A 19,738-nucleotide genomic window follows, 5' to 3' on the forward strand; every position below is an offset into this window, starting at 1 on the left:
GGATACCTGGATCCCTCACCTCGTTCAGCGCCTGATGGAAGGCACCCATTGCGACGTGGATCAGTTCCGTGTCCGTCTGGATGCGGGCTTCACCGATGGCGAAACGCTACGCGCGCTCGACTCAAAGGATATCGCCGATCTGGGCGGTTAAAGAGCAATAAAACGTTGCTGACACTGGCGGCACCCTAGCCGCCCGGGCGACCACCGAAGGTCCTGGCCCTTTATCGCAAGCGCGGCAAGGCGGAAGCCCACATGGGCGAACTCAAATCAGCCCTTGATCTACATTTGTCTTCGGCCGATTGAGGGCACTTAACGGTGCAGGACGTCATAGCGCACAACCAAGTTAACCTGTTGCTGAGCCTCACTGCTTACCAGGTGCTGCACAGCGTGCGCTGCTTGATGGAGCGACATACCGGGCATGGCTGGAGCCTGATGAAACTGCGCGAACAGGTGTTGAAAGTGGCGGCGACCTTTACCACGCACGCTCGGCAAATCCGAATGCGCTTGGGAGTCGCGGCTGATAAATGGTGGCCACGCCTGTTAGCGGGTATTCGACGACTGCGACCGCTGCCAGACTAAGGTTAGCAAGTTCGATGGTGTAAGAGCAGTAATCGGCGAATAGCCGAGAACACACTATGGATAAGTGGCTGTTATTAATTAAGAAAAGCGATAAAAACAGGGGCAGCATAACGACATCGCATTGTGCGCGCGCTGGGAAGACGTCAGATAGCCACAAAGCGCCCATCACGTAATCGTAAAGCGCTAAAAAATGGCGCTACCGCTGCCGTGATGAATTAGGCGGGTTATGTGGAGCTAAATAAAAAGCGCTCAGGAAGACTGGGTGAAGAGGAAGGTAAACCGCCCAATCACACTCTCGTAACCCAAGGGGCTCGACCTCAAGCGAACAAGCAGGCATGGTGAGTATTATTATCCACTATCAGCGAACCAACAGGAGGTTACGCCAATGCCGCACTCTCTTACTCAAAACCTATGCAGGTTGGGGCTATTATCGATCTTGGTGTTGTCTCCCAACGCCTTCAGCCAACAACAACCGGGGTCGGCTTCCGGTAATGATGTCAACACCGAGTCGTTCCAGGACTGGGAGGTCCGTTGCCAGCGTAACGCAGAGGGCCCTGCTCCTTGTGCGATGTCGCAATTGGTCACTCAACCTGGCAGCGACCAGCCCTTGATGCAGGTAATTCTCAACCATCCGCCCCAGATTGATGACCCGGTGATGAGCTTCTTCGTGCCGCTGGGGGTACGTTTGGCTGCGGGCTTGCAATTAAGCGTGGATAACGGTGAACTAATCCAGTTTCCCTATCAGGTCTGCCAGGCGCAAGGGTGCCGTGCTGACGTCCCCATTGAACCGTCGATGTTGCAGCAACTCCGCAGTGGCACTACGGCAACCCTCAGCATGATTGGTCCACGCGGTGACCGCATGGACCTAGATATTTCGCTGATCGGCTTTACCGACGCCAGTACCCGCATCGCTCCCTGATCTTAGGGAGCCTTTCCCGACGAAGGCCGACTATAGAGTTCCTTGGCGCTCACGGCCTTCTCGTTCGACGATCTGCTGTTAGTGACCATCTATCTGCGTACGCAGGCTGGTCTTACACCACAATTATAAGATCAGGTGGTGTCTACAAATCTCGGGGCGATTCAAAGTCCGGCGACAGCACTACGGCTTTTTTCGGTTGCCAGATTGGAATCGGCGTCCAAGCCCAGATACATCAAGCAGTTCTCTTTGAAGGTCATCCAGGTTGTTTGGCATTGTCCTCAAACTCCGGAGAAGTCTCCACCAATCGCGCACGCAGGCGGGGCAGTTGCGAGGGATAATGCTGCTGTATAAACGTCACCAGCCCCTCACGGATAGCGCATCGCAGATCCCAGTTCTGGCTGGAGTTAGGTGCACTCATAAGGAAGCGGACCTGCAGCGCGTGATCATTGGAGTCGGTAATCTGAACAGTCGCCACTTTGCCATCCCACTGCCTCATCGTGTTCAGCAAGCGCAAGAACTCCTGGCGCAGTGGCTCGATGGGCATGGTGTAATCAACCCAGATAAAGACCGTCCCCTGCAAATCCGTCGTATTCCGCGACCAGTTCTGAAAAGGATGCTCAATAAACCACTGCAACGGTACTATAAGTCGACGCTGGTCCCACACCCGCAGGACTACATAGGTTGCGGTCACTGCCTCGACCCAGCACCACTCATCCTGCACGTACAGCACATCATCAATGCGGAACGGCTGGGTGAGCGCAATCTGAATGCCCGCCAACAGGTTACTGAATACCGGCCGTGCAGCAAAACCCAGGATAATGCCGCCAACACCTGCGGACGCCAGCAGACTAGCGCCCACTTGCTGTACCGGCTCGAAGGTCATCAGCGCGGCACCAATGCCCAAGATGATAACGAGGACATTCAGGCAACGGACCAGGAAGCGTGTTTGTGTCTCTACTTTGCGGGCCCGTCTCCACTGTCCTTCCAATACCGGATTCAGCAACACAATAACGTCGCCAATGACTGAGGTCAGGCGAACAGCTGCCCACGTCAGGGACAGAATCAATAGCAATGTGACTACCTGCTTCAACGGCACCAAGAGCAGCAGGTCATCCGGAGCGCCATTGAGCGCAGCCCTGAGTACCAGCAGGCTGGTGACCAAGCCCAGCGCCTTGGCAGCCGCGTCCAGAAACAGGCGGGGGACGGTTCGCCGTTTCGAAAAGTGCTGGATCACCGCTAGCGTCAGCCGGTAGAGGGTGTAACTGGCTATCACAGCAAGCAACGCCGAAATGCCCGGCAACATCCAGGCCTGTAAATCCGCTTCCAACGTTTTCAGCATTGCACTTTCCTTGTCGATGGTGATTCCATTCCGAACAACCTAAAATAGGCGGCTCGGCATTCTTAGTGGTATGGGAGTCCAATATTTTTTGTTTTTGGGCCACCCTATATGACTAATATTTGCGTCGAACTTTATTGCTTAGTACCGAGCTCCAAGTGATTGACGGCCCTGCCTGCCACTACCTGGAACAGTCTGCGTGAGAGGCATCCTGATAGGTTACTTTTTGAGCGCCTTGATACGAGATTCATGGGCGGTGTGAGTAGAGAGAAACTCTGGGAGCTGCCGCTTACCGCTGTCTCAGCTACGCACAGGCAATCCACTAACGCTCACGCGTTTTTCGCTGGGAGTGTTGGCGCAGTGCAAATAACAGCAAGACGCCAATCCCTAGACCGGCCAGCGCCAACAGGACATCGCGGCGGTCACTGGCGGTGGCAAGCGCACCAAGCTGGCTGCCCAGTAGCGTGACCCCTACCAGCCCCGGCAAAATACCCAAGGTTGAACCAATCATATAATCGCGAAACTTGATGTGAAAAGCGCCGGCCATCATATTGGTCAGGGTGAAAGGCGCCAACGGCAGCAGGTTAATCACTGTCATTGCGCGGATGCCTCGCCGGGAAAGGTAGCGCGAAAGCCCTTTCATGTGTTTGCCGCCGTAGTTCATCAGCGCATCGCGCCCCAGGCGGTGCCCTACAGCGTACGACACCGCTGATGACGCCAATGTCCCGAGTGTGGCATAAACGAACCCCCACACCGGGCCGAAAATCAAACCGGTGACCGCCACCAGAATACTCAGCGGAAACATAACCAAAAGTGCGGCCACATAGACAGCCGTTACCAGCACAAACGCCCACGACGAATCTCGCCATTGGGGTGAGGCTGCAACCCACGCACGGACACTCTCCACCGTGACCATGTCATTGACCGTCAGCCATTGCCACAGCCCACCGAGCGCTAGCAGACCCGCTAAAACACTTAGCGCTATTGTCATGGAACGCACCATCCGCTTTGTCTCCTGTTTACGCCAAATGCTGGTTAAATAACGTGGCAAATAAAATAGCAGTGTCGACGTGGGCATCCGTTTGTGGCAGCTTATTGCCCCTATTATTGCCAAACCCCGGTCTACAAAACTCTGTCTACAAACCCCTGTCTAGGAGACGCGCCGAGTGTCCCGCCAGCAACTCATATCGTGGTTTTTTTATCTTAACCTTGCCCTCATTGCCACGCTGTTGGGTTACAAAGCTTACCTCAATTTTTTTGAACAGGATTTTACCAGCGACCACGCCACACAGGTCAACGCCATTGAGACGATGCTGGCTGAGCGTGAGACGTATCGTTTTGCCGTGCTGGGCAACATTAACAACTCGGTGGGCATTTTTGAGCGCAAAATTATCCCGCGCCTCAATCGCGAAGGCTATGACTTTGTCATTTCGGCAGGTAATGCCGTCGCCAGCGGCGGCGAGGACAAATACCGTGCGCTGTTTGGCACCCTCAATTATTTGGAAATGCCGTACCTGTTGACCTTCGGCCCCCACGAGGAAAGCCGACTGGGTGGCTTTCGCTTTTACGACCACTTCGGCCCCTATCACTTTAGTTTTGCCGCAGGAAAAAGCCGCTTCACCTTTCTCGACAGCACCGGCACCACCGATTTCGGCTGGCAAACGCGCTGGCTTAAGGAAGTGCTCGCCCCAGCGCATGAACCAAATCAGTTTCTATTCAGCGCTCACCCGCTCTACCCGGTGGATCGCTCAGGGCTTTTCGGTCTGAAAGATAACGACGACTACCACCTTGAGCACCCCGCACGCCAAACGTTCACTCGTCTGATCGAGCAGGCCGGGGTCGATGCGGTATTTTCCTCCCAGGTGCCGCTTTTTGATCGCCAACAGCACGGCGACACGGACTACATTGTCACCGGCGGCGCCGGTGGGCTAGTGCTCAATGATGCCGAGAGCTACCACCACTTTGTCTCGGTCAGCGTCGACGGTGAGACTGTTCAGATCAACGAACAGCGCTTGGATATCGGCCAACACCCGGTCTGGCGTACGTTGGAGAGTTTGTGGTTTTTTATCTACTCACTGTTTTATGTCAGCTACCTGAATTTTATCTTGATCGTTTCCACGTTCATTGCCATCGCGCTCTGGCTGCACAACCGGATCTTCACCGATCAAGATTACTACCCCGATTTCGATATCGACCCGGACGCTGGCACTGGCACGCCGCTTCGGGTGGCCATGTTCACTAATAACTACCTGCCCTTTATTGGCGGCGTGCCGATCTCCATTGAGCGCTTAAAACGTGGCCTCACCGAGCTTGATAACAGCGTGCTGATCGTCGCTCCGCGCTACCCCCAGCAGTCCGACGAAGAAGCCGATGTGCTGCGCCTGGCCCCGCTTTTGCCGCTGGGCCGCCACAAAGAGTTTCGTCTGGCGAACATTTTCTCTTGGCGTCTGCTTAAGCGCGTGCGCGCCTTTGCGCCACAGGTGATTCATGTTCACCATCCGTTCTGGGTCGGTCGCGCCGGTCAGCTTTTGGGCCGGTTATTACGGGTGCCGGTGATTTACACCTACCACACACGCCTGGAGCATTACGCCCACTATGTGCCACTGCCAGGGCCGTTGTTTCGCAATTTGATCTCCCATGCGCTGGTCAAGCGCTTTGCCAACGGCTGCGACGCAGTGATTGTGCCCACCAGTTCCGCCGAAGAGTACCTGCGTATCATTGGGGTGAAACAACCGGTTTTTGTCCAACCAACCGGCATTGAGTACGCACGTTTTGCAGGCGCTGATAGTGCTGCGCTCGATACACTTCGCCAGCGCTATCGGCTTGAGGGAAAGCGTGTGCTGATATCTATTTCACGCTTGAGCAAAGAGAAGAACATCGATTTTATGCTTGATGGATTGGTGCTGTTGCGTGATAACAGCACCCATGATTTTCATTTGTTACTGCTTGGCGAGGGCAACGAACACGAACGACTTCAGGCGCGTATCGAAGCGTTAGGGCTTAGCGAGTATGTCACGCTGGTTGGCGCCGTTCCGCCCGACGAGGTGGCGTCATACTGCCATCTGGCCGAGCTTTTTGTCTTCGCATCACGCTCCGAAACCCAGGGCATGGTCGTGCTGGAAGCCATGGCGGTAGGGCTGCCGGTGGTGGTGATTCGCTCAAGCGGCATTGAGGATATCGTCCAGCACGGGGCTAATGGCTATAAGACCGCTCCCGACCCTCAAGCCTGGAGTCAGCGCATTGATACCCTGCTCAGCGATGATGCGCTTAAAGCGCGCATGAGCGGTCAAGCGTCAGGCTCCGCTGCGGAGCATCGCATCGAGAAATTTGCCTCACAGGTACTGCGCGTGTACCGCCACGTTATCGAGGCACGGCGTAAGAAGCGCGCTGATTAATACTCTTGTGTCGACTACCCCACCCACCGTTGTGGTATTGCGCGGGCGGAGAAACGTGTCGCCAAGGCGCTACTGGCAGAGCCACTAGGGAGCCTTATCGCGTTTTCGGAGTCAGCGTACGACTTGGTTTCCGATCATCATTTTACGGGCTAGCTCGTAGAAGTTCAGCAAACGTGAGAGGAAGGAGTTCATCGATATAGCTGTCATTGAACTCGACTAGCCGCGCCAACGCCTCGGGGTCAGGCAACTTCACATGCTGTCGGTCTCTGATTACTAGCCCCTCCTCACGTAGCATCGAAAAGGTTCGGCTTACGTGTACTGGGCTCATCCCCAGCGCGTCGCTGATCAGCTGCTGAGTAAGCGGCATGAGGAAACTATTATCCTCCACGGCCTCGATCCGCTTGAGTCGAAGGTAGATTTCGTAGAGAAAGTGGGCCAATCGCTCGTGGGCAGCATACTGCCCGAGATAGATTAGCCGCTCGGAGAGTAGCGCTTGCTGACGCATCGCTGTGGCCATGATGCCGACGGCTAGGCTCGAACGCCCGAAGAGTTCAAAAAGCTGCTGATAGGAGAACGGATAGATCACACCCTGGTTAATCATCGCCGCACTTGACAGTCGGCGGGTGAAGCCAAAATCGCGCATGCCGATGATATCGCCCGGGAGGTAGAACTTGAGGATCTGCTTAGACCCATTTCTCAAGTTGCGATAGGAGTATGCCCACCCTTCCTTGACCACGCAGAACATATCAGCATCTGCGCGCTCCTGCCATAGCTCTTCGTTGGCTGATATGTGCCGTGGGTTGAGTTCAAGGCCCAGCAACAGCGCCCTGTCTTCAGGAGAAAGCACCCCTTGGACGGTAAGACCCCGCATCACTACTGTATCGAGGAGCGCCACTCTATTACCTCTCAGGCTGACGATTTTTAGCCGCATTCTAAAACACATGCTTACATCGGTGACTTAACGTATGTTATGGATAATGCTTTATCAAACAGTTGTGCGAACCCTTACTGAGAGCCAGTCAGGAAGGATCGTTTTGAACTGCGCTTGAGACTAGGTCAGCCTAACCGTCGCTAAGCGGAGTAAAAAAATAAAATATCTCATACTCGTCGGATGTTGCGCCCTCTGCCACGCTTGAGGATCTCGCGGACACGCTGCGTCAGGCGCTGCGCGCCATGCCTCGCGCACAACCAAAACGCCCCCGGAATTCCGGGGGCGTTGGTTTTGCTAGGTTCTCAATTTACCGAGAGTGTCAGTCGCTCTCAAAGAGGACCGCTTCCGGGAAGTGGCGACGCAACATCCGGTTCTGGAAGTCGTCCACGAAGCGGCTGTTGATGATGATGATGAACCGCTCGAAGGGTGCCTTGCTGTCGAGCTGTTCGATCCCGTCGACACTGTGGAATAGCCGGTCATCGCGCAGATGAAGGATATCACCCGGATCCAGGGTGATATCGACCAAGGGTTGCGTGCCAGCCTTGTCTGCGTAGAGGTGGTTTTCGGCACCCGCCACGTTTTCCCGATTGATGACCAGAATGCTTAGGGCATTGCAGCCATCGGCATGAATTCCCTGTCCCTGAAGGGGGTCGATGTTGCCTTCTCCACGTACCCCGGTGATCTGCATCAGAATGGGTTCGTGCGCACCGATACTCCACAGCCTTGCCCAGGCGCGAACGAAGGCTTTCACATCGGGGCGTGCCATGAATTCCCGAGTCAGCGGATCATAGTACCGCAGACGATCCGCCATGCTTTCCGCGTCGTTGAAGGACCCTCCCTGGGCCATGGGGCATTGGCCCATATCCTCGACACCTCCCTGATCATTCAGGGCGAGCCATGACATCCGCTTCCATCGCTGGTTAACATAGGGATCGCGCGGCAGGTCAGCGGTAAACCCCTGCCAGGCGGTCAGATCGATTCGCTCCCGGATATCGGTTTTCGCCCAATCCTGATGCCTCAGCGCCTCGGTCACTCCCGGATTCCAATAATCGGCGAGTGAATCGGCAGGCATGGAGGTGAGGTCGAAACCGTGCTTGAGGGTATCGAGTTTCATGTTGGTATTCTCCTGTTAACTGGGCGGAATGGCCCGGTGTTGCCGGTGTAAACACGCGATCAACAGGAGGCAAATGAAAAGATTTGCAAGCATATGTCAATAAATGTAATAAAAAAGAATGGTTTTTTTGAAAACAGGATCAGATCGCTGATGGCGGATATGTAGGGTATCTCCTACAAATAGGTGTAGGATAATCACAACAAAGTGCCTATTGTTGCCATTATGATAGCTCTTGACAGTGTTTTTTCTTTTAGTGGATCCCATGACTGCCAGCGACTCCCGACATCACAGAGATCCGAAACGCCTGAAGGAGAACCGCAGAGAGTTTTCCGGTGCGCTCGTGCTGGGGGTGTCAAAGACACCTGCAACGGATGGCATCGATTCGCATGATGCTGGCAGGGAAGAAGTCGCGTTAGTACGCCGCCAATATCTGGAGAGTGAGCAGCGATTCCGCGCCCTGTTGGAGAGTCTGCCGAAGGTGGCGGTTCAGGGGTATGATCGCGATCGGCGAGTGATTTACTGGAATGAGGGTAGCACTCGTCTCTATGGCTATACCGCTGAGGAAGCCCAGGGACAGTTACTGGAAGATCTGATCATTCCTGCCTTCATGCGTGACGGGGTGATCCAAGCGCATCGTGCCTGGATCAAAGAAGGCGTCGATATACCCGCCGAGGAACTTGAGCTCAAGCACAAAACCGGTGAACTGGTATCGGTCTTTTCGCAGCATCTGATGCTCAATGAGCATACCGACTCACCCTTGATGTTCTGCGTGGATGTCGATCTTTCCGACCAGAAGCGCGCCCACCGTGACCTGGAATTCGCCACCCGTTTCGACAGGCTCACCCATCTCCCTAACCGCCAGACCTTCGAGATAGACCTGGACAGCCTGTTGGATTCCTGTCGACGCCAGGGCAATGGCCTGGCAACCATCTACCTGGACATCGATCACTTCGTCGAAATCAATGATGCCCTTGGCTATGATCAGGGCGATCGCCTGCTCATTGAGCTGACTCGGCGAATGAGAGAGTGCCAGCGAGTCACTGACCTGGTGTCCCGTGTCTCTAGTGATGAGTTCGTGCTGGCCTTCCCCGGCGTCCACTTGGACCCCGATGTCAGACGGGTCGTTCGTCATGTCCAGAATGTCTTTCGGGAACCTTTCGTCTTGGATGGTCGGGAGCATCAGGTCACGGCCTGCCTGGGCGTGGCGCTCTTTCCCGAGAATGGTGAATCGTCACGCGAATTGATCCGTAATGCCGATGTTGCCAAGAATCGTGCCAAACTGGAGGGTCGGGGTGCTGTACGTTTCTTCCAACAGAAGCTCCATGATGAGCTGGTTCGACAGCACTATCTCTCGGCACGACTCGAGGAAGCCCTGGATAACGGTGAATTCTCTCTCCACTACCAGCCCCAGGTCTCGGCGGCCAGTGGGCGAATAGAGAATCTCGAGGCCTTGTTACGCTGGGAGCCTGCCGAGGGCCCACCGATCTCGCCTGCCGAGTTTATCCCGCTGGCCGAGCGTTCCGGTGTGATCCATCGTCTGGGCGACTGGGTCATCGAAGAGGCTTGCCGCCAGCAGGTGGAATGGCGTGCCAAGGGATTTCATGAGCACCGCATCGACATTAATGTCTCGGGTCGTCAACTGGTGCGTCCCGATGCCCTCAAGAGCTTCGAGGACTCGCTGCAGCGTCACGGCTTAGGCCCGCGGGATATCGGCATCGAATTGACCGAGAATGTCCTGATCGAAGCCGACGAGACCGTCCTCGAGGACCTGCGGCGCCTCTATCATCGCGGTTTTCATATTGCTATCGACGACTTCGGGACGGGCTATTCCTCCCTGAGCTATCTCAAGCACTTTCCAGCCACCGCCCTTAAGATCGATGGCTCCTTCATCCACGACGCTCCCACACAGCCGAAGGATAGGGCCATCATGGAGGGTGCCATCTTCATCGGTCATCGGTTGGGATTGGAGGTGGTGGCCGAGGGCGTCGAGAACGCCGAACAGTTGTCACTGCTTCGCGAAATGCATTGCGACCTCATCCAGGGGTTCTTCTTCTACCGTCCAATGCCTGCCAAGGAAATCGACCGCCTGCTGGGCGGTTTCGTGCCTGGTCCCGAAGGGCTGTCGAGCTGAGCCTCGTCGTGATTTGACGTACAATGCCCGGGGTTGCCATGACCTGGAGAACTTGTGAACGACCCCGATGCTCATTGATTGCTGGGGCTGACACTGTGGCCCTAGCTGGATTGCCGTTATCGGCCAAGAGCGGACTTTCAATTTAGTCTGATATAGCACCAATAGCACGCGTGGCTTCGGGATGGAGGCGAAGCCGCAAGGCAGTAGCCGTCGTCGTCCCTATAGCTACTGGGCGAACAGGCGATCATCAAAAGTAATCAGAATAGTGGATTGTTGGACTTCCCCCAATTTCTTCTTCATTCAAGCACCTCGGCTTCAATCCAATAATTCTCACTATCAGATGAAAAAGAATCCAAGACAGTTACTTTCTGATTCAGCCTAAGTTGTCCAATAGAATTATCACTTACACTAGGACCATTTCTGAGATTCACAGGATACAAAATAGACACTTCATCTCCCTCCGCAGGAAGATCATTTTCTCCGAAGCTAAAAAATCGCCCCAACCACTTCTCCCCAGAAAACTTTCCAGCATAACTCCACCCCTTATCTCCCACGCTTGCTCGTGATATTTCCTCAGAAACCACATCAAATGAATATGTAATTCTAGGGGCTTGACCAAAAGCAGAAAGAAATCCATATTCTCTCTCCCCTGTTACTGACACTAGGAATGCAGTCATATCCCCCGAATCAGTCGAGAGAACAATAGGGTCAGACTCTTGTCGATCTTTCTTGAAGGTTAAAAGCTCAGCACTCAATGGAACAGAAACCAACCCAAAACCTTTATCATTAAGGGCTACCTCTTGTATCGGTGACTTTTCTAAGTCATAAAACATAACTGAGAAGAGTTCAGAATCCTTTACTGCAAAAACCTCTATAAACCTTCCAGGAACTTCCACCCTCTCTCGCATATCTCTTTCTGAAGAAAAAGCATAACTTATTACTCCATACCTCGCCCCAGATAGCGCATTAATCTCTGTATGATGACCTACCTTATTACCAGCACTTTCCGAAGCAGCTATGGTAATCAATGCGGGAGCACTTATTCCCAAGAAAAATGCTTTTCTACTATCAGACTCCTTAAATGCAGTCACTATAACTGCACCCAAAAATGCTATAATAGCCAATCCAACAATATAGCCAATAGTAACTATGGTACTAATTTCATTAGCCGACTCAGGACGCATGAGTATGCTTGCCCGATTTACCAGATGGGGAGAAATTCCACCAACCCCTCCCAAGAATATAGAAAACACCTTCGTTTTACTCATAATTACCCCCTTAAAAATAAAGGATATCCAATTTCTTACCACACTTGCGGCCCCGGCCGCCCGTAGCTTCGCTACAGATACATTCTGCTGCCCATCGCCTGGCTGGTAGGCAAAGCCCTACGGTGCTTGCGCGTGCAGGCGATCATAAGAAGGGATAAAGAAAGTGGGTGTCTTTTATCTCTTTTCTCACTTGGTGTTAGAGGTGCATTTGAACCAAAGTATACGAAGGTAGGCTGCGTCATTCGGACCGTGCCTCGCCGAAAGAGCGTCAACCACGACATTGTCGCCGAAATGACCAGCGCCAAAACCGACATGGTGATTGATATGAACTTCGCCATGAGCAAACCTTGGGTTTAACAATGATTAGACCGCATGCTCTACTGTTGAGTTATCGTGCCGGTGAGTTCAAGTCAATGAACGCGCGCACCCTATATCATAACTCTATGAATCCTAGAAAAATAAACATAGCTTGGCAGCATAAAATGGAGGAACGTGCCGGCTGCATTTCCAACACTTCCCTTCGAGTCGCCAGCTACCTTATCAGCATAGTCTAGATTTTCTCTTGCGGCCGAGGCTGTGTGAAAACGTTTGGAGTGACTCACGCTGGTCAAATTCACTATGCCACTACAGTTTCGGCCAAGTGCAGAATTTAAGTGGGCTCTGATGTAATGCCTTTGTGCATCCGACAATGGCTAACTTAGCCGCAGTAGGGTAAAGAAGCAGCTAATTGGAACTGAGCAGAAGCCCACCCGCGCGAAATAAATGCCGTCCGAGGTCCGCCTGCTATTACACGCAGTGCGGTGCGATCTTAAGACCGTTTATAATGCAGCATTTAGGTAGGAAATTGCTCTACGTTCGGGGGATAGTCGGGAAAGGACAGCTTTACCGATACTCGTATCCAGAAAGCTTGATGCAGCTGCACTGATGATTTCGGAAGTGCCAACCGTTGTGACAGCGAGTCCAATTCTCCATGTCAGTCCTACACACGGCTTATTCGCGAGGGATATAACTCTCTCCGTGCGTAAAGACGCGAGGTGATCTTGTAGGAACTGCCTACTCAATGCTTCAGTGGCCCTTTGGGTCGATCCTGGCCCGAGGTTATCCTCTAAGTGTTCTTTGCACTGAGCAGTTAACCGACGGACATGTGAGAAAACTGATTCATTACTGCGCATACTCCAAAGCATGTCCAAATCTATCTCGCTTGCTCCGCCAAAGGGTAAGATCCTAACAGAGAGTAAGTCACTCGCTGGGGATGAAATCGCATCGTCGTCAAAGCACAGCGTCCCTGCGACCCTTGCCATCGTGTCGGTGAGGAAAACAGGATCTAGGCCCAAGAGGCGGGCATTGAGCCACGGAACAAGTACCTTGTTGAACTCGTTTGTAGAAAAACCGCTACCCCATATTTCCCCGGTGGGATCAATGACTCGCAAACGATCAATCCGGTCTTTGAGTTTGCGCGGAACATTGGCATACGGAAATGTTGGGGTGATGTAATACGGCATGAACACAAGCGCATTGCATCGAATAAAATCGCGCAGTTCGGCCAGTATGGGAAGATAGGCTCTTATTCTAGCAATACTGTCTTTAACAAGACGCACCGTGTTTGGATTGTTCCGCCAAGAATCTCGACTGACCGAGTCTGCGACCATATCGAAACTACGGTAGAAATTATCTGGTATGAATACTGAGTCCGCCAACAGCAGATGTTTCTTTAATGGATTCAGAAACTCAGAAACCACGGCTCGGGTAATTCGAGGATCTTTAGGAAGAAAAGCTCTATAGCCAAGTAGCGGCGTTTCGGCAAAACGTTCTTCCAGTTTTTTTGCCCAGTCGTGCTTGAGTGTAGGCTCAAAGTAAATCCTTACCTTATGGGCCGGAGATACTTGCTCATCAAGGTAAGCACTAGCAAAACCACTCTCCATCACTTTGAGATATGTTTTGGAAAAGTCAATCCATTGCTCGGAATCTATGCCATCGAACTCTTCAAGGGATTCAGTCCTAAGTTCAATGTTAAAATATTTTTCAATAATATCGATCGGATTAGGACAAGTTTTCATTAACTTTTCCTCATCACCCAGGATTGGATAAAGCAGCTCAGTCCACTTGGTTTGCACATTCTGATACTAGGCTCAAGCTCACTTGTAATACGTACTTCGCTTTTCTTACTAACTTACTGAAATTTAAATTTATTCAGTACTGCTCAGCACAAAACCAATCACGCGCCTGTGGTTCTATCGGAGTGGCCGCTTTAGGGAAACGCTGATCAATTCATCCCCGGGCAACTGAAGCGGTCAATGTGGCCTGAGTGTTGTCTCCGCGATCACTATTTAGTCACTGTCGATGGAATTTTTACCAGGTAGCCGTATTGTCCGGCTGCCAGGCCAGATTCAAGACATACTAACCCCATGAGCGTGTTTTTGGCATCGTCCAGCCAGCACCAGGTTGGCCAATGCAAATGCTGAACAACTGCGCTTGGTTCTTGGTCAGCCCCTTGTAGCGAACCTTGCGATAGCCAAACAGGTTCTTGATGATATGAAACGGATGCTCGACCTTGGCGCGGATACTAGCTTTGGTCTTTTCGAAGGCCAGCAGCAGCGTTTTCTTCCGGCTGTCTTCCATTTTCTTAATCGTGCCGCGTCTGACAGCGGCACAGCACCGTGTTTCCGGATCCTGCGTATCTTCACCCAGATATTTCCCCATGTCGAGATACCCCGCGTCGCCGTATATCCGTTTGTCATCCTCTCGGACCAGATGCCCCGCCATGGTGACATCGGCGACATTAGCCGAGGTGGCGACCACACTGTGGGTCAGCCCAGTCACAGCATCGTTGCCTATATGGGCCTTCATCCCGAAGAACCATTGATTTCCCTTCCGGGTTTGCTTCATCTCAGGATCACGTTGCTTGGCTTTGTTCTTGGTGGAAGGCGACGCCGCCACAATGGTGGCATCAAAGATAGTACCCTCGCGCATGAACAGACTCTGTTCAGTTAGGCTGGCGTTGATCTCTTCGAAGATCCGTTGGGTAAGAGCATGCTTCTCCAGCAGGTGGCGAAAGCGAAGCAATGTGGTCGCGTCGGGAACACTTTCGATAGCAAGGTCGATACCGATGAAATCACGCATGGCCTGGCTGTCATAAATGGCATCCTCGAGCGCTTCGTAGGCCAGGCCGTACCATTGCTGCAGGAAATAGACTCGCAACATCCGTTCCAGACCGATCGGTGGCCGACCGCGCTTGCCCGCCGATTTAGGGAAGTAAGACGGCGACAACGCCTCGATCAGACGCTGCCATGGTATTAAGGCATCCACATGTGCCAGGAACCGCTCCCGGCGAGTGACCTTCTTCTTGTTCTGGTGCTCAGCCTGAGCAAACGAGATCTGCTTCATCGGAAATTCCGTCTGACAGTGGATAACCTTATTTTACCCTGTCGACAGCACTTAGGTATCGACGACCGTATTTATGCAGCGTTTCCTTAGTTCTTTTTTCTCAAATCTTTTTATCAAGATAGGCTAAGATTCTTCAATCGGCCAGAAGCGGCCTTTTAGGAGCAACTGATATAGCACTTTAATGCCTGCAGAGGCGCGGTTTGGTTGTTGTGACGAAGGAGCAACGACTAAATCGTCGCACAGCCTGCAATTTTTAGAACTTCTAGACTTTAAGATTTGATCTTACTCTTTCCCATTTCTGAGTGAGTTCATCATTCATTTTATTGAAAACTTTGGTCGATAGCTTTACAGCAGCACTGGCTTTGGCTGCCTCATATTCGGCGAATGCGTCTAATACTCCTGCTTCAACCAGGGGCACAGGGGTTTGAGGTTGGCCAAGATAAAGTGAATATAGTGACTCATATACTCTTTCATTCCTAATCCGGAGGATCTCTAACTTTATCCAGTTAAGTATAATTTCACTTGCAAACAATAGATGCGATAGTGCCAGAACCACACCCAGGTCACTGCCCCTATAAATTGTGACAGACAGCCAAACAGCCCCATAGAAGAAGATCTTTATCCGCTCTCCAAAGAGCATTCGTTCACATATATGTTTCCCAAAAAAAGCATTTTCCATCAAATTGGCACCCAACTTTAATATATTGGGCTCTAACCTGTTGTTGTAATATTTATTGGTTTCCTCAATAGTTAAAGGTATTCCTAAAGAATTCGACAAAAGCTGCTTCCTTCTCTGGCGCTCAGCAAAAGGAATAAAATAATACGAATTCGCACTAACGATAACCGCATGCGATAGTACGGTTACAAAAAATAGAACTGGCACTACAGCTGACAAAAACTCCTGCTCTCTATTTAAAAATGGTATAGCAATAGATAAAAAGGCACCTACATAAAACAAAAAAGTGGATAGGTAGGACAGCTTCTGTACTGAGGCATAATACCTGCTTACTTCGTCAATGCGTTGATTATTGTCATTCATAGTAATAATAGCTCGGAAATTTTCCAGAAAACACTTTATCCCACCACGCAAACGCTTCTCTAATATTGCCAGAACTTTCAGCTTCTCGTGCTTTCTGGGCACGAATTTTAGCACTTTGGAGCTTAGATAGAGCTGTCTCTTTATTTGCGTAGCTACTACAGGAACTTATTAGTCCGGAGATGCCTTTTGGATCTCGGATTGGTGCTAGATCGCAGTCAAACAACTTCTTTAAGATTGAGTTAACATCAATGTCATAGACTATCGTCGATTCAGCTTCCATTAACTTAGCAATTCTGAGCTCAAGATAAAAAGAGGATATAGGTACATTATTATAATACTTCCAAGCTTTAACGAATCTTATAAGCGGTTTTAGATTCTTTCCAAGCCTATTGTTTTGAGCAGTTACGTAAGCATTGTGAGTGTTTGGGCTTGATTCTAACCATCCGCCGCTGCCATCGGGAATGTGGTAGACGTTTTTGTTTTCAGTGGTTTTTCGCAAATAGTCCGCAGGAATTACTTCGGCAGTATCCCAAGATCCTGACCCAAAATCTAAGACTACAGCTGGTGAATCAACATAAACGCTGGTGCTTGGGTATCTAACCTGGAGCGATTCCTTGACTTCTCTTAGAGATGATGAAGAATGATTTTTGAGTTTTTTAGTTGGAATCGAAGCAAAGAAATCAACGTCACTATGTCCTGATATACTAGTTCCATTGTTTGCAGAACCTGAATAAAATAACTGCGTTAAATAAAATTTCAGCTCTAGCCGTCTAGTTATAGAAGACTTATGCGAGGATGCTTTTCCAGATTCATATGATCTAGGAATTAATACACGATGAAAATCTCGGAACCCTTTATTCACACTACGAGTAGGCACTAAAACTCTCCTTGATAAACCTAAAAATTGTAACGCTGAGCTTAGCGGCGACCTTGTAATGAAGGCGAAGCCGCAGTAAAAAGGGCGGCCATCGGTCGCGAACTACAGCGACTGGTTTAAATATTTTCAGCCGCCACATCCCTGAAAAATTGAATACCTTTTGGCGTGAGCAAGAAGTCCCGATCTAGCACTCTACCGTTGCGCAAGTCTTTCAGATAAACCCTGGGCAACTCATCTTTTATAAGTATCCAGCTGTTATAAATATCATCGTCATCCGAAGATTCAAAATCATCAATGTCGAGTAGCCGCACTACTTTTCGTTGAGTATGTTTTATGGCTCTAACTAAAACCCCATTTATTGTAGTTTCAGCGTCCTCGGCATCCCGCAATTTGCGCTGATGTCTTCTCATCAATCGTTCAGCTCTATTTAACTGCGCTTCACTTTGCTGTAGTCGAGAAAATAGCTCTTGCTTTTCTTCTTCCTGAAGGTTTGCTCTTTCGGCTAACTGGTTCAGAAGCTCTTCTTTTTCAGACTTAAGCTTGACCACCTCAGCCTTTTCATCCTCAACTTTTTCCCTCGTTTTTCCTAAATCTAAAGGTAGCTTATCAAATTTATCCCTTAAACCGCTATAACCTTGATCCAAATGCCTGAGCTGCTCCCCAAATCCAGACTCCATTCGACCTAATAATTCAGAGTTGTCCTTGGTGAATTTATACATGTTGTCGTAAAACATGTTACTTATTTCATTAGCCTTAATAAAAAGTGCAACTGAAAGGCCAATCGCAAATAGAGCAAGCAGAAGCGATAATAGGTCGCTAGTTCTGATATTTTCAAACGTAAACGAAAAATCAGCTGCGATTATTTTCCATCCAACAATTGCTATTATAGCTATGATGGCAATATCTTTAATCGTGCCTGTTGACATCCTGAACTCTGTTTTTCTCATAGCGATCCTTTCACATTTGACGCCGCCAGCACGCATGGCTTTGTAGTGGAGGCGAAGCCGCAACGGAAAATTCGTCGCTGTGCCTGCCTTTTTAAACATTAGGTTTCACCGTATCAATGTCTTTTATTAACCATTTTAGCAAATCTCTGTTCGACATTGACGTGGAACTATTCCCAAGGCTGCGACGAATTGCCAGCAACACATTTCCAAATTCAATTAGTATATCTGTACTTTGTTCTTCTCCACGCTCAGCAGCATATATTGTTGACCACATGGAATTCCATGAGGAAACCACCTCATCAGAACCAACAAGCACCAACTTAAATGACTTTTCCCTATACTCGCGGGACTTAATCTTCTCCAACGTCTCTGTCTGGCTCTTCGGAGACAAGTCCGAAAACAAAGTCGCAAAAGGCAGCAAGATTTCAAGATAGATTTGAGCTGCTTCCTCTTGCAGTGATTCCTCAACTCTGCGTTTGGCTTCCAGTTTTGACTTCAGAAGCCATCCGGCCCCGCCGCCAACCAGAGTCAACAAAACAGGTGCAAGATTACCTAGCCAATCCACTGTCGGCTACTCCTTGATGTTTAACACGTATGAACTTGCTAGCAGTATTTCCCGACACGTCCGCTTTGGGTCGAAAACTGCCCTCCAGCCAGGGGGCTTGCAACTTTCATCTACGCTTATTTTCATTCATTCCACGCTCAAATTTTCAAAATCTCCTTAGCCTCAAACTACCAGATAATGATTGCTGCCGTCACTGGAATTTAACCTTTTGTACCGCCTTCATTTATGGGCGATAAACGCGATAAGCTTGGCGGCAACGCTGCTGCTGAGTACGACCTTGATGATGCCTACCCACTGGATACTCGGCCCTGGGGCCATTGGCCGCCTGCTGGCCCATTCGCTTTCACCCATATCGGCCATCACCCTACTCGGTCGCCGTGCGCTGCCTGCGCGGCAGATGTTGACCACGCCGGAGGGCAAACAGCGTGTGGTGCCGTTAAACTCGCTGACAACAGCTCAACTGGCATCAACCCCGCCTGAACCGCCCGCCTTTCTACATGTCACTACCAAAGCCATGATGGCTGAGTCGGCGCTGGCTGGCATTACTGGCTGTATGCCCCTTTCTACCCCGCTAGTGCTGTGGCAAAACGGTTTTTTGGCGCAGCCGCGGATTACCCAGGCGTGGCCGGGGCCGGTGTTGTGCGCGACAACAACTGAAGGGGCTTATTTAACTGGCGATGATGGCGTGGTGCATGCGGGGCGTGGGCATACTTTTATTGGTGATTTATATAACCAACACGGCGAGCTAGCTGAGGAACTTGCGCAGACATTAACGCTGGCTGGGCTGACGGCTACGGCGGTGGGTGATATTCGCCAGCGGCTTTGGCAGAAGCTTGCGGTGAACGCGGCGATTAACCCTCTGGTGGCGCTGGCTGGGGTGCGTAATGGTGAGTTGCGTGGTGAGGCACATGCGGGCCGTGTGGTAGCTGTAGTGAAGGAAGTGGCGGCGATTATGATGGCCGAAGGGATTCTGCCGCCTAATAACGGCCAGGGTGAGGAAGCGTGGTTTACGTTGGTGTGGCAGGTGGTTGAGAGCACCGCCAACAATAAGGCTTCGATGTTGCAAGATGTGGAGGCTAAACGGCCTACCGAGCGCGGGGCTATTTTGGGGCCGTTGATTGAGAGTGCGGAGCGGCATGGGCTGGGGTTTGAGGTGTTGCAGGGATTGGATGATGATTTGGCGGAGGTTGAAGCGAGTTTTTAGCCATCTTCTGAGACAGCTTCGCTGTCTTTTCGCGCGCTGAAGCGGCCTT

Annotated in this window: 15 protein-coding genes and 1 pseudogene; 5 read left to right on the top strand and 11 right to left on the bottom strand. The window is 51.1% G+C overall.

Annotated elements, in window-relative coordinates:
• Together HVA01_RS17720 and HVA01_RS16740 are read left to right on the top strand one after the other, a co-directional pair.
• A pseudogene (locus tag HVA01_RS17720) lies at positions 1-579 on the top strand (transposase); the annotation flags it as partial.
• Between the two features lie 385 nt (positions 580-964).
• Positions 965-1,498, top strand: a complete 534-nt coding sequence (locus tag HVA01_RS16740) for an invasion associated locus B family protein (protein ID WP_146876550.1) — start codon at positions 965-967, stop codon at positions 1,496-1,498.
• A 253-nt stretch (positions 1,499-1,751) separates the two neighbouring features.
• Here the strand turns inward: HVA01_RS16740 and HVA01_RS16745 are convergent, their stop codons facing one another.
• Complete coding sequence (locus HVA01_RS16745) at positions 1,752-2,837, bottom strand: mechanosensitive ion channel family protein (protein ID WP_146876551.1); 1,086 nt, start codon at positions 2,835-2,837, stop codon at positions 1,752-1,754.
• Between the two features lie 319 nt (positions 2,838-3,156).
• Positions 3,157-3,825 (bottom strand): TVP38/TMEM64 family protein, encoded by a 669-nt coding sequence (locus tag HVA01_RS16750; protein ID WP_246129696.1) that lies wholly within the window; start codon positions 3,823-3,825, stop codon positions 3,157-3,159.
• Between the two features lie 175 nt (positions 3,826-4,000).
• On the opposite strand from HVA01_RS16750, the gene HVA01_RS16755 reads away from it, so the two are divergent.
• Positions 4,001-6,229: a glycosyltransferase gene (locus HVA01_RS16755; RefSeq protein WP_146876553.1), complete on the top strand. Its 2,229-nt coding sequence runs from the start codon at positions 4,001-4,003 to the stop codon at positions 6,227-6,229.
• Positions 6,230-6,371: 142 nt separating this feature from the next.
• Here the strand turns inward: HVA01_RS16755 and HVA01_RS16760 are convergent, their stop codons facing one another.
• Together HVA01_RS16760 and HVA01_RS16765 are read right to left on the bottom strand one after the other, a co-directional pair.
• Positions 6,372-7,124, bottom strand: coding sequence for a Crp/Fnr family transcriptional regulator (locus tag HVA01_RS16760; protein ID WP_146876554.1), 753 nt, complete (start codon positions 7,122-7,124; stop codon positions 6,372-6,374).
• 355 nt (positions 7,125-7,479) lie between these two features.
• The gene (locus tag HVA01_RS16765) at positions 7,480-8,274 is read right to left on the bottom strand and encodes a 2OG-Fe dioxygenase family protein (RefSeq protein ID WP_146876555.1); all 795 of its coding nucleotides are present in this window, start codon (positions 8,272-8,274) and stop codon (positions 7,480-7,482) included.
• Positions 8,275-8,536: 262 nt separating this feature from the next.
• Between HVA01_RS16765 and HVA01_RS16770 the strand changes: the two genes are divergently transcribed.
• Complete coding sequence (locus HVA01_RS16770; protein ID WP_246129698.1) at positions 8,537-10,405, top strand: putative bifunctional diguanylate cyclase/phosphodiesterase; 1,869 nt, start codon at positions 8,537-8,539, stop codon at positions 10,403-10,405.
• 296 nt (positions 10,406-10,701) lie between these two features.
• Here the strand turns inward: HVA01_RS16770 and HVA01_RS16775 are convergent, their stop codons facing one another.
• The 7 genes from HVA01_RS16775 to HVA01_RS16805 all read right to left on the bottom strand — a co-directional run bounded on the left by HVA01_RS16775 (position 10,702) and on the right by HVA01_RS16805 (position 18,485).
• Positions 10,702-11,673, bottom strand: a complete 972-nt coding sequence (locus HVA01_RS16775; protein ID WP_146876556.1) for an SH3 domain-containing protein — start codon at positions 11,671-11,673, stop codon at positions 10,702-10,704.
• An 818-nt stretch (positions 11,674-12,491) separates the two neighbouring features.
• Positions 12,492-13,730, bottom strand: coding sequence for a hypothetical protein (locus HVA01_RS16780; protein ID WP_146876557.1), 1,239 nt, complete (start codon positions 13,728-13,730; stop codon positions 12,492-12,494).
• A 330-nt stretch (positions 13,731-14,060) separates the two neighbouring features.
• A protein-coding gene (locus HVA01_RS16785; protein ID WP_146876558.1) for an IS5 family transposase occupies positions 14,061-15,057 on the bottom strand; the annotation gives its coding sequence in 2 pieces (ribosomal slippage) (positions 14,061-14,130 and positions 14,129-15,057; 999 coding nt in all).
• A gap of 262 nt (positions 15,058-15,319) precedes the next feature.
• Positions 15,320-16,096, bottom strand: a complete 777-nt coding sequence (locus HVA01_RS16790) for a hypothetical protein (RefSeq protein ID WP_146876559.1) — start codon at positions 16,094-16,096, stop codon at positions 15,320-15,322.
• Positions 16,089-16,973 (bottom strand): nucleotidyltransferase domain-containing protein, encoded by an 885-nt coding sequence (locus HVA01_RS16795; protein WP_146876560.1) that lies wholly within the window; start codon positions 16,971-16,973, stop codon positions 16,089-16,091. The genes HVA01_RS16790 and HVA01_RS16795 overlap by 8 nt, the downstream gene beginning before the upstream one ends.
• Positions 16,974-17,089: 116 nt before the next feature.
• Positions 17,090-18,019 (bottom strand): coiled-coil domain-containing protein, encoded by a 930-nt coding sequence (locus HVA01_RS16800; RefSeq protein ID WP_146876561.1) that lies wholly within the window; start codon positions 18,017-18,019, stop codon positions 17,090-17,092.
• On the bottom strand, positions 18,012-18,485 hold the full coding sequence (locus HVA01_RS16805) for a hypothetical protein (RefSeq protein WP_146876562.1): 474 nt from the start codon (positions 18,483-18,485) through the stop codon (positions 18,012-18,014). The genes HVA01_RS16800 and HVA01_RS16805 overlap by 8 nt, the downstream gene beginning before the upstream one ends.
• Before the next feature lie 283 nt (positions 18,486-18,768).
• Between HVA01_RS16805 and HVA01_RS16810 the strand changes: the two genes are divergently transcribed.
• Positions 18,769-19,689 carry a ketopantoate reductase family protein gene (locus HVA01_RS16810; RefSeq protein WP_170243541.1) on the top strand — a complete coding sequence of 307 codons (921 nt, stop codon included), beginning with the start codon at positions 18,769-18,771 and terminating at the stop codon, positions 19,687-19,689.
• The last annotated feature ends 49 nt before the right edge of the window (positions 19,690-19,738 follow it).

Origin of the sequence: Halovibrio variabilis (genome assembly GCF_007991175.1) — a bacterium.
GTDB lineage: Bacteria > Pseudomonadota > Gammaproteobacteria > Pseudomonadales > Halomonadaceae > Vreelandella > Vreelandella variabilis.

Bases quoted from the DNA above. Each gene is read 5' to 3' on its own strand.
- HVA01_RS16745 (WP_146876551.1), bottom strand. From the start codon at position 2,837: ATGCTGAAAACGTTGGAAGCGGATTTACAGGCCTGGATGTTGCCGGGC.
- HVA01_RS16765 (WP_146876555.1), bottom strand. From the start codon at position 8,274: ATGAAACTCGATACCCTCAAGCACGGTTTCGACCTCACCTCCATGCCT.
- HVA01_RS16775 (WP_146876556.1), bottom strand. From the start codon at position 11,673: ATGAGTAAAACGAAGGTGTTTTCTATATTCTTGGGAGGGGTTGGTGGA.
- HVA01_RS16780 (WP_146876557.1), bottom strand. From the start codon at position 13,730: ATGAAAACTTGTCCTAATCCGATCGATATTATTGAAAAATATTTTAAC.
- HVA01_RS16800 (WP_146876561.1), bottom strand. From the start codon at position 18,019: ATGTTTAAAAAGGCAGGCACAGCGACGAATTTTCCGTTGCGGCTTCGC.
- HVA01_RS16810 (WP_170243541.1), top strand. From the start codon at position 18,769: ATGCCTACCCACTGGATACTCGGCCCTGGGGCCATTGGCCGCCTGCTG.
- HVA01_RS16770 (WP_246129698.1), top strand. From the start codon at position 8,537: ATGACTGCCAGCGACTCCCGACATCACAGAGATCCGAAACGCCTGAAG.
- HVA01_RS16750 (WP_246129696.1), bottom strand. From the start codon at position 3,825: ATGACAATAGCGCTAAGTGTTTTAGCGGGTCTGCTAGCGCTCGGTGGG.
- HVA01_RS16740 (WP_146876550.1), top strand. From the start codon at position 965: ATGCCGCACTCTCTTACTCAAAACCTATGCAGGTTGGGGCTATTATCG.
- HVA01_RS16790 (WP_146876559.1), bottom strand. From the start codon at position 16,096: ATGAATGACAATAATCAACGCATTGACGAAGTAAGCAGGTATTATGCC.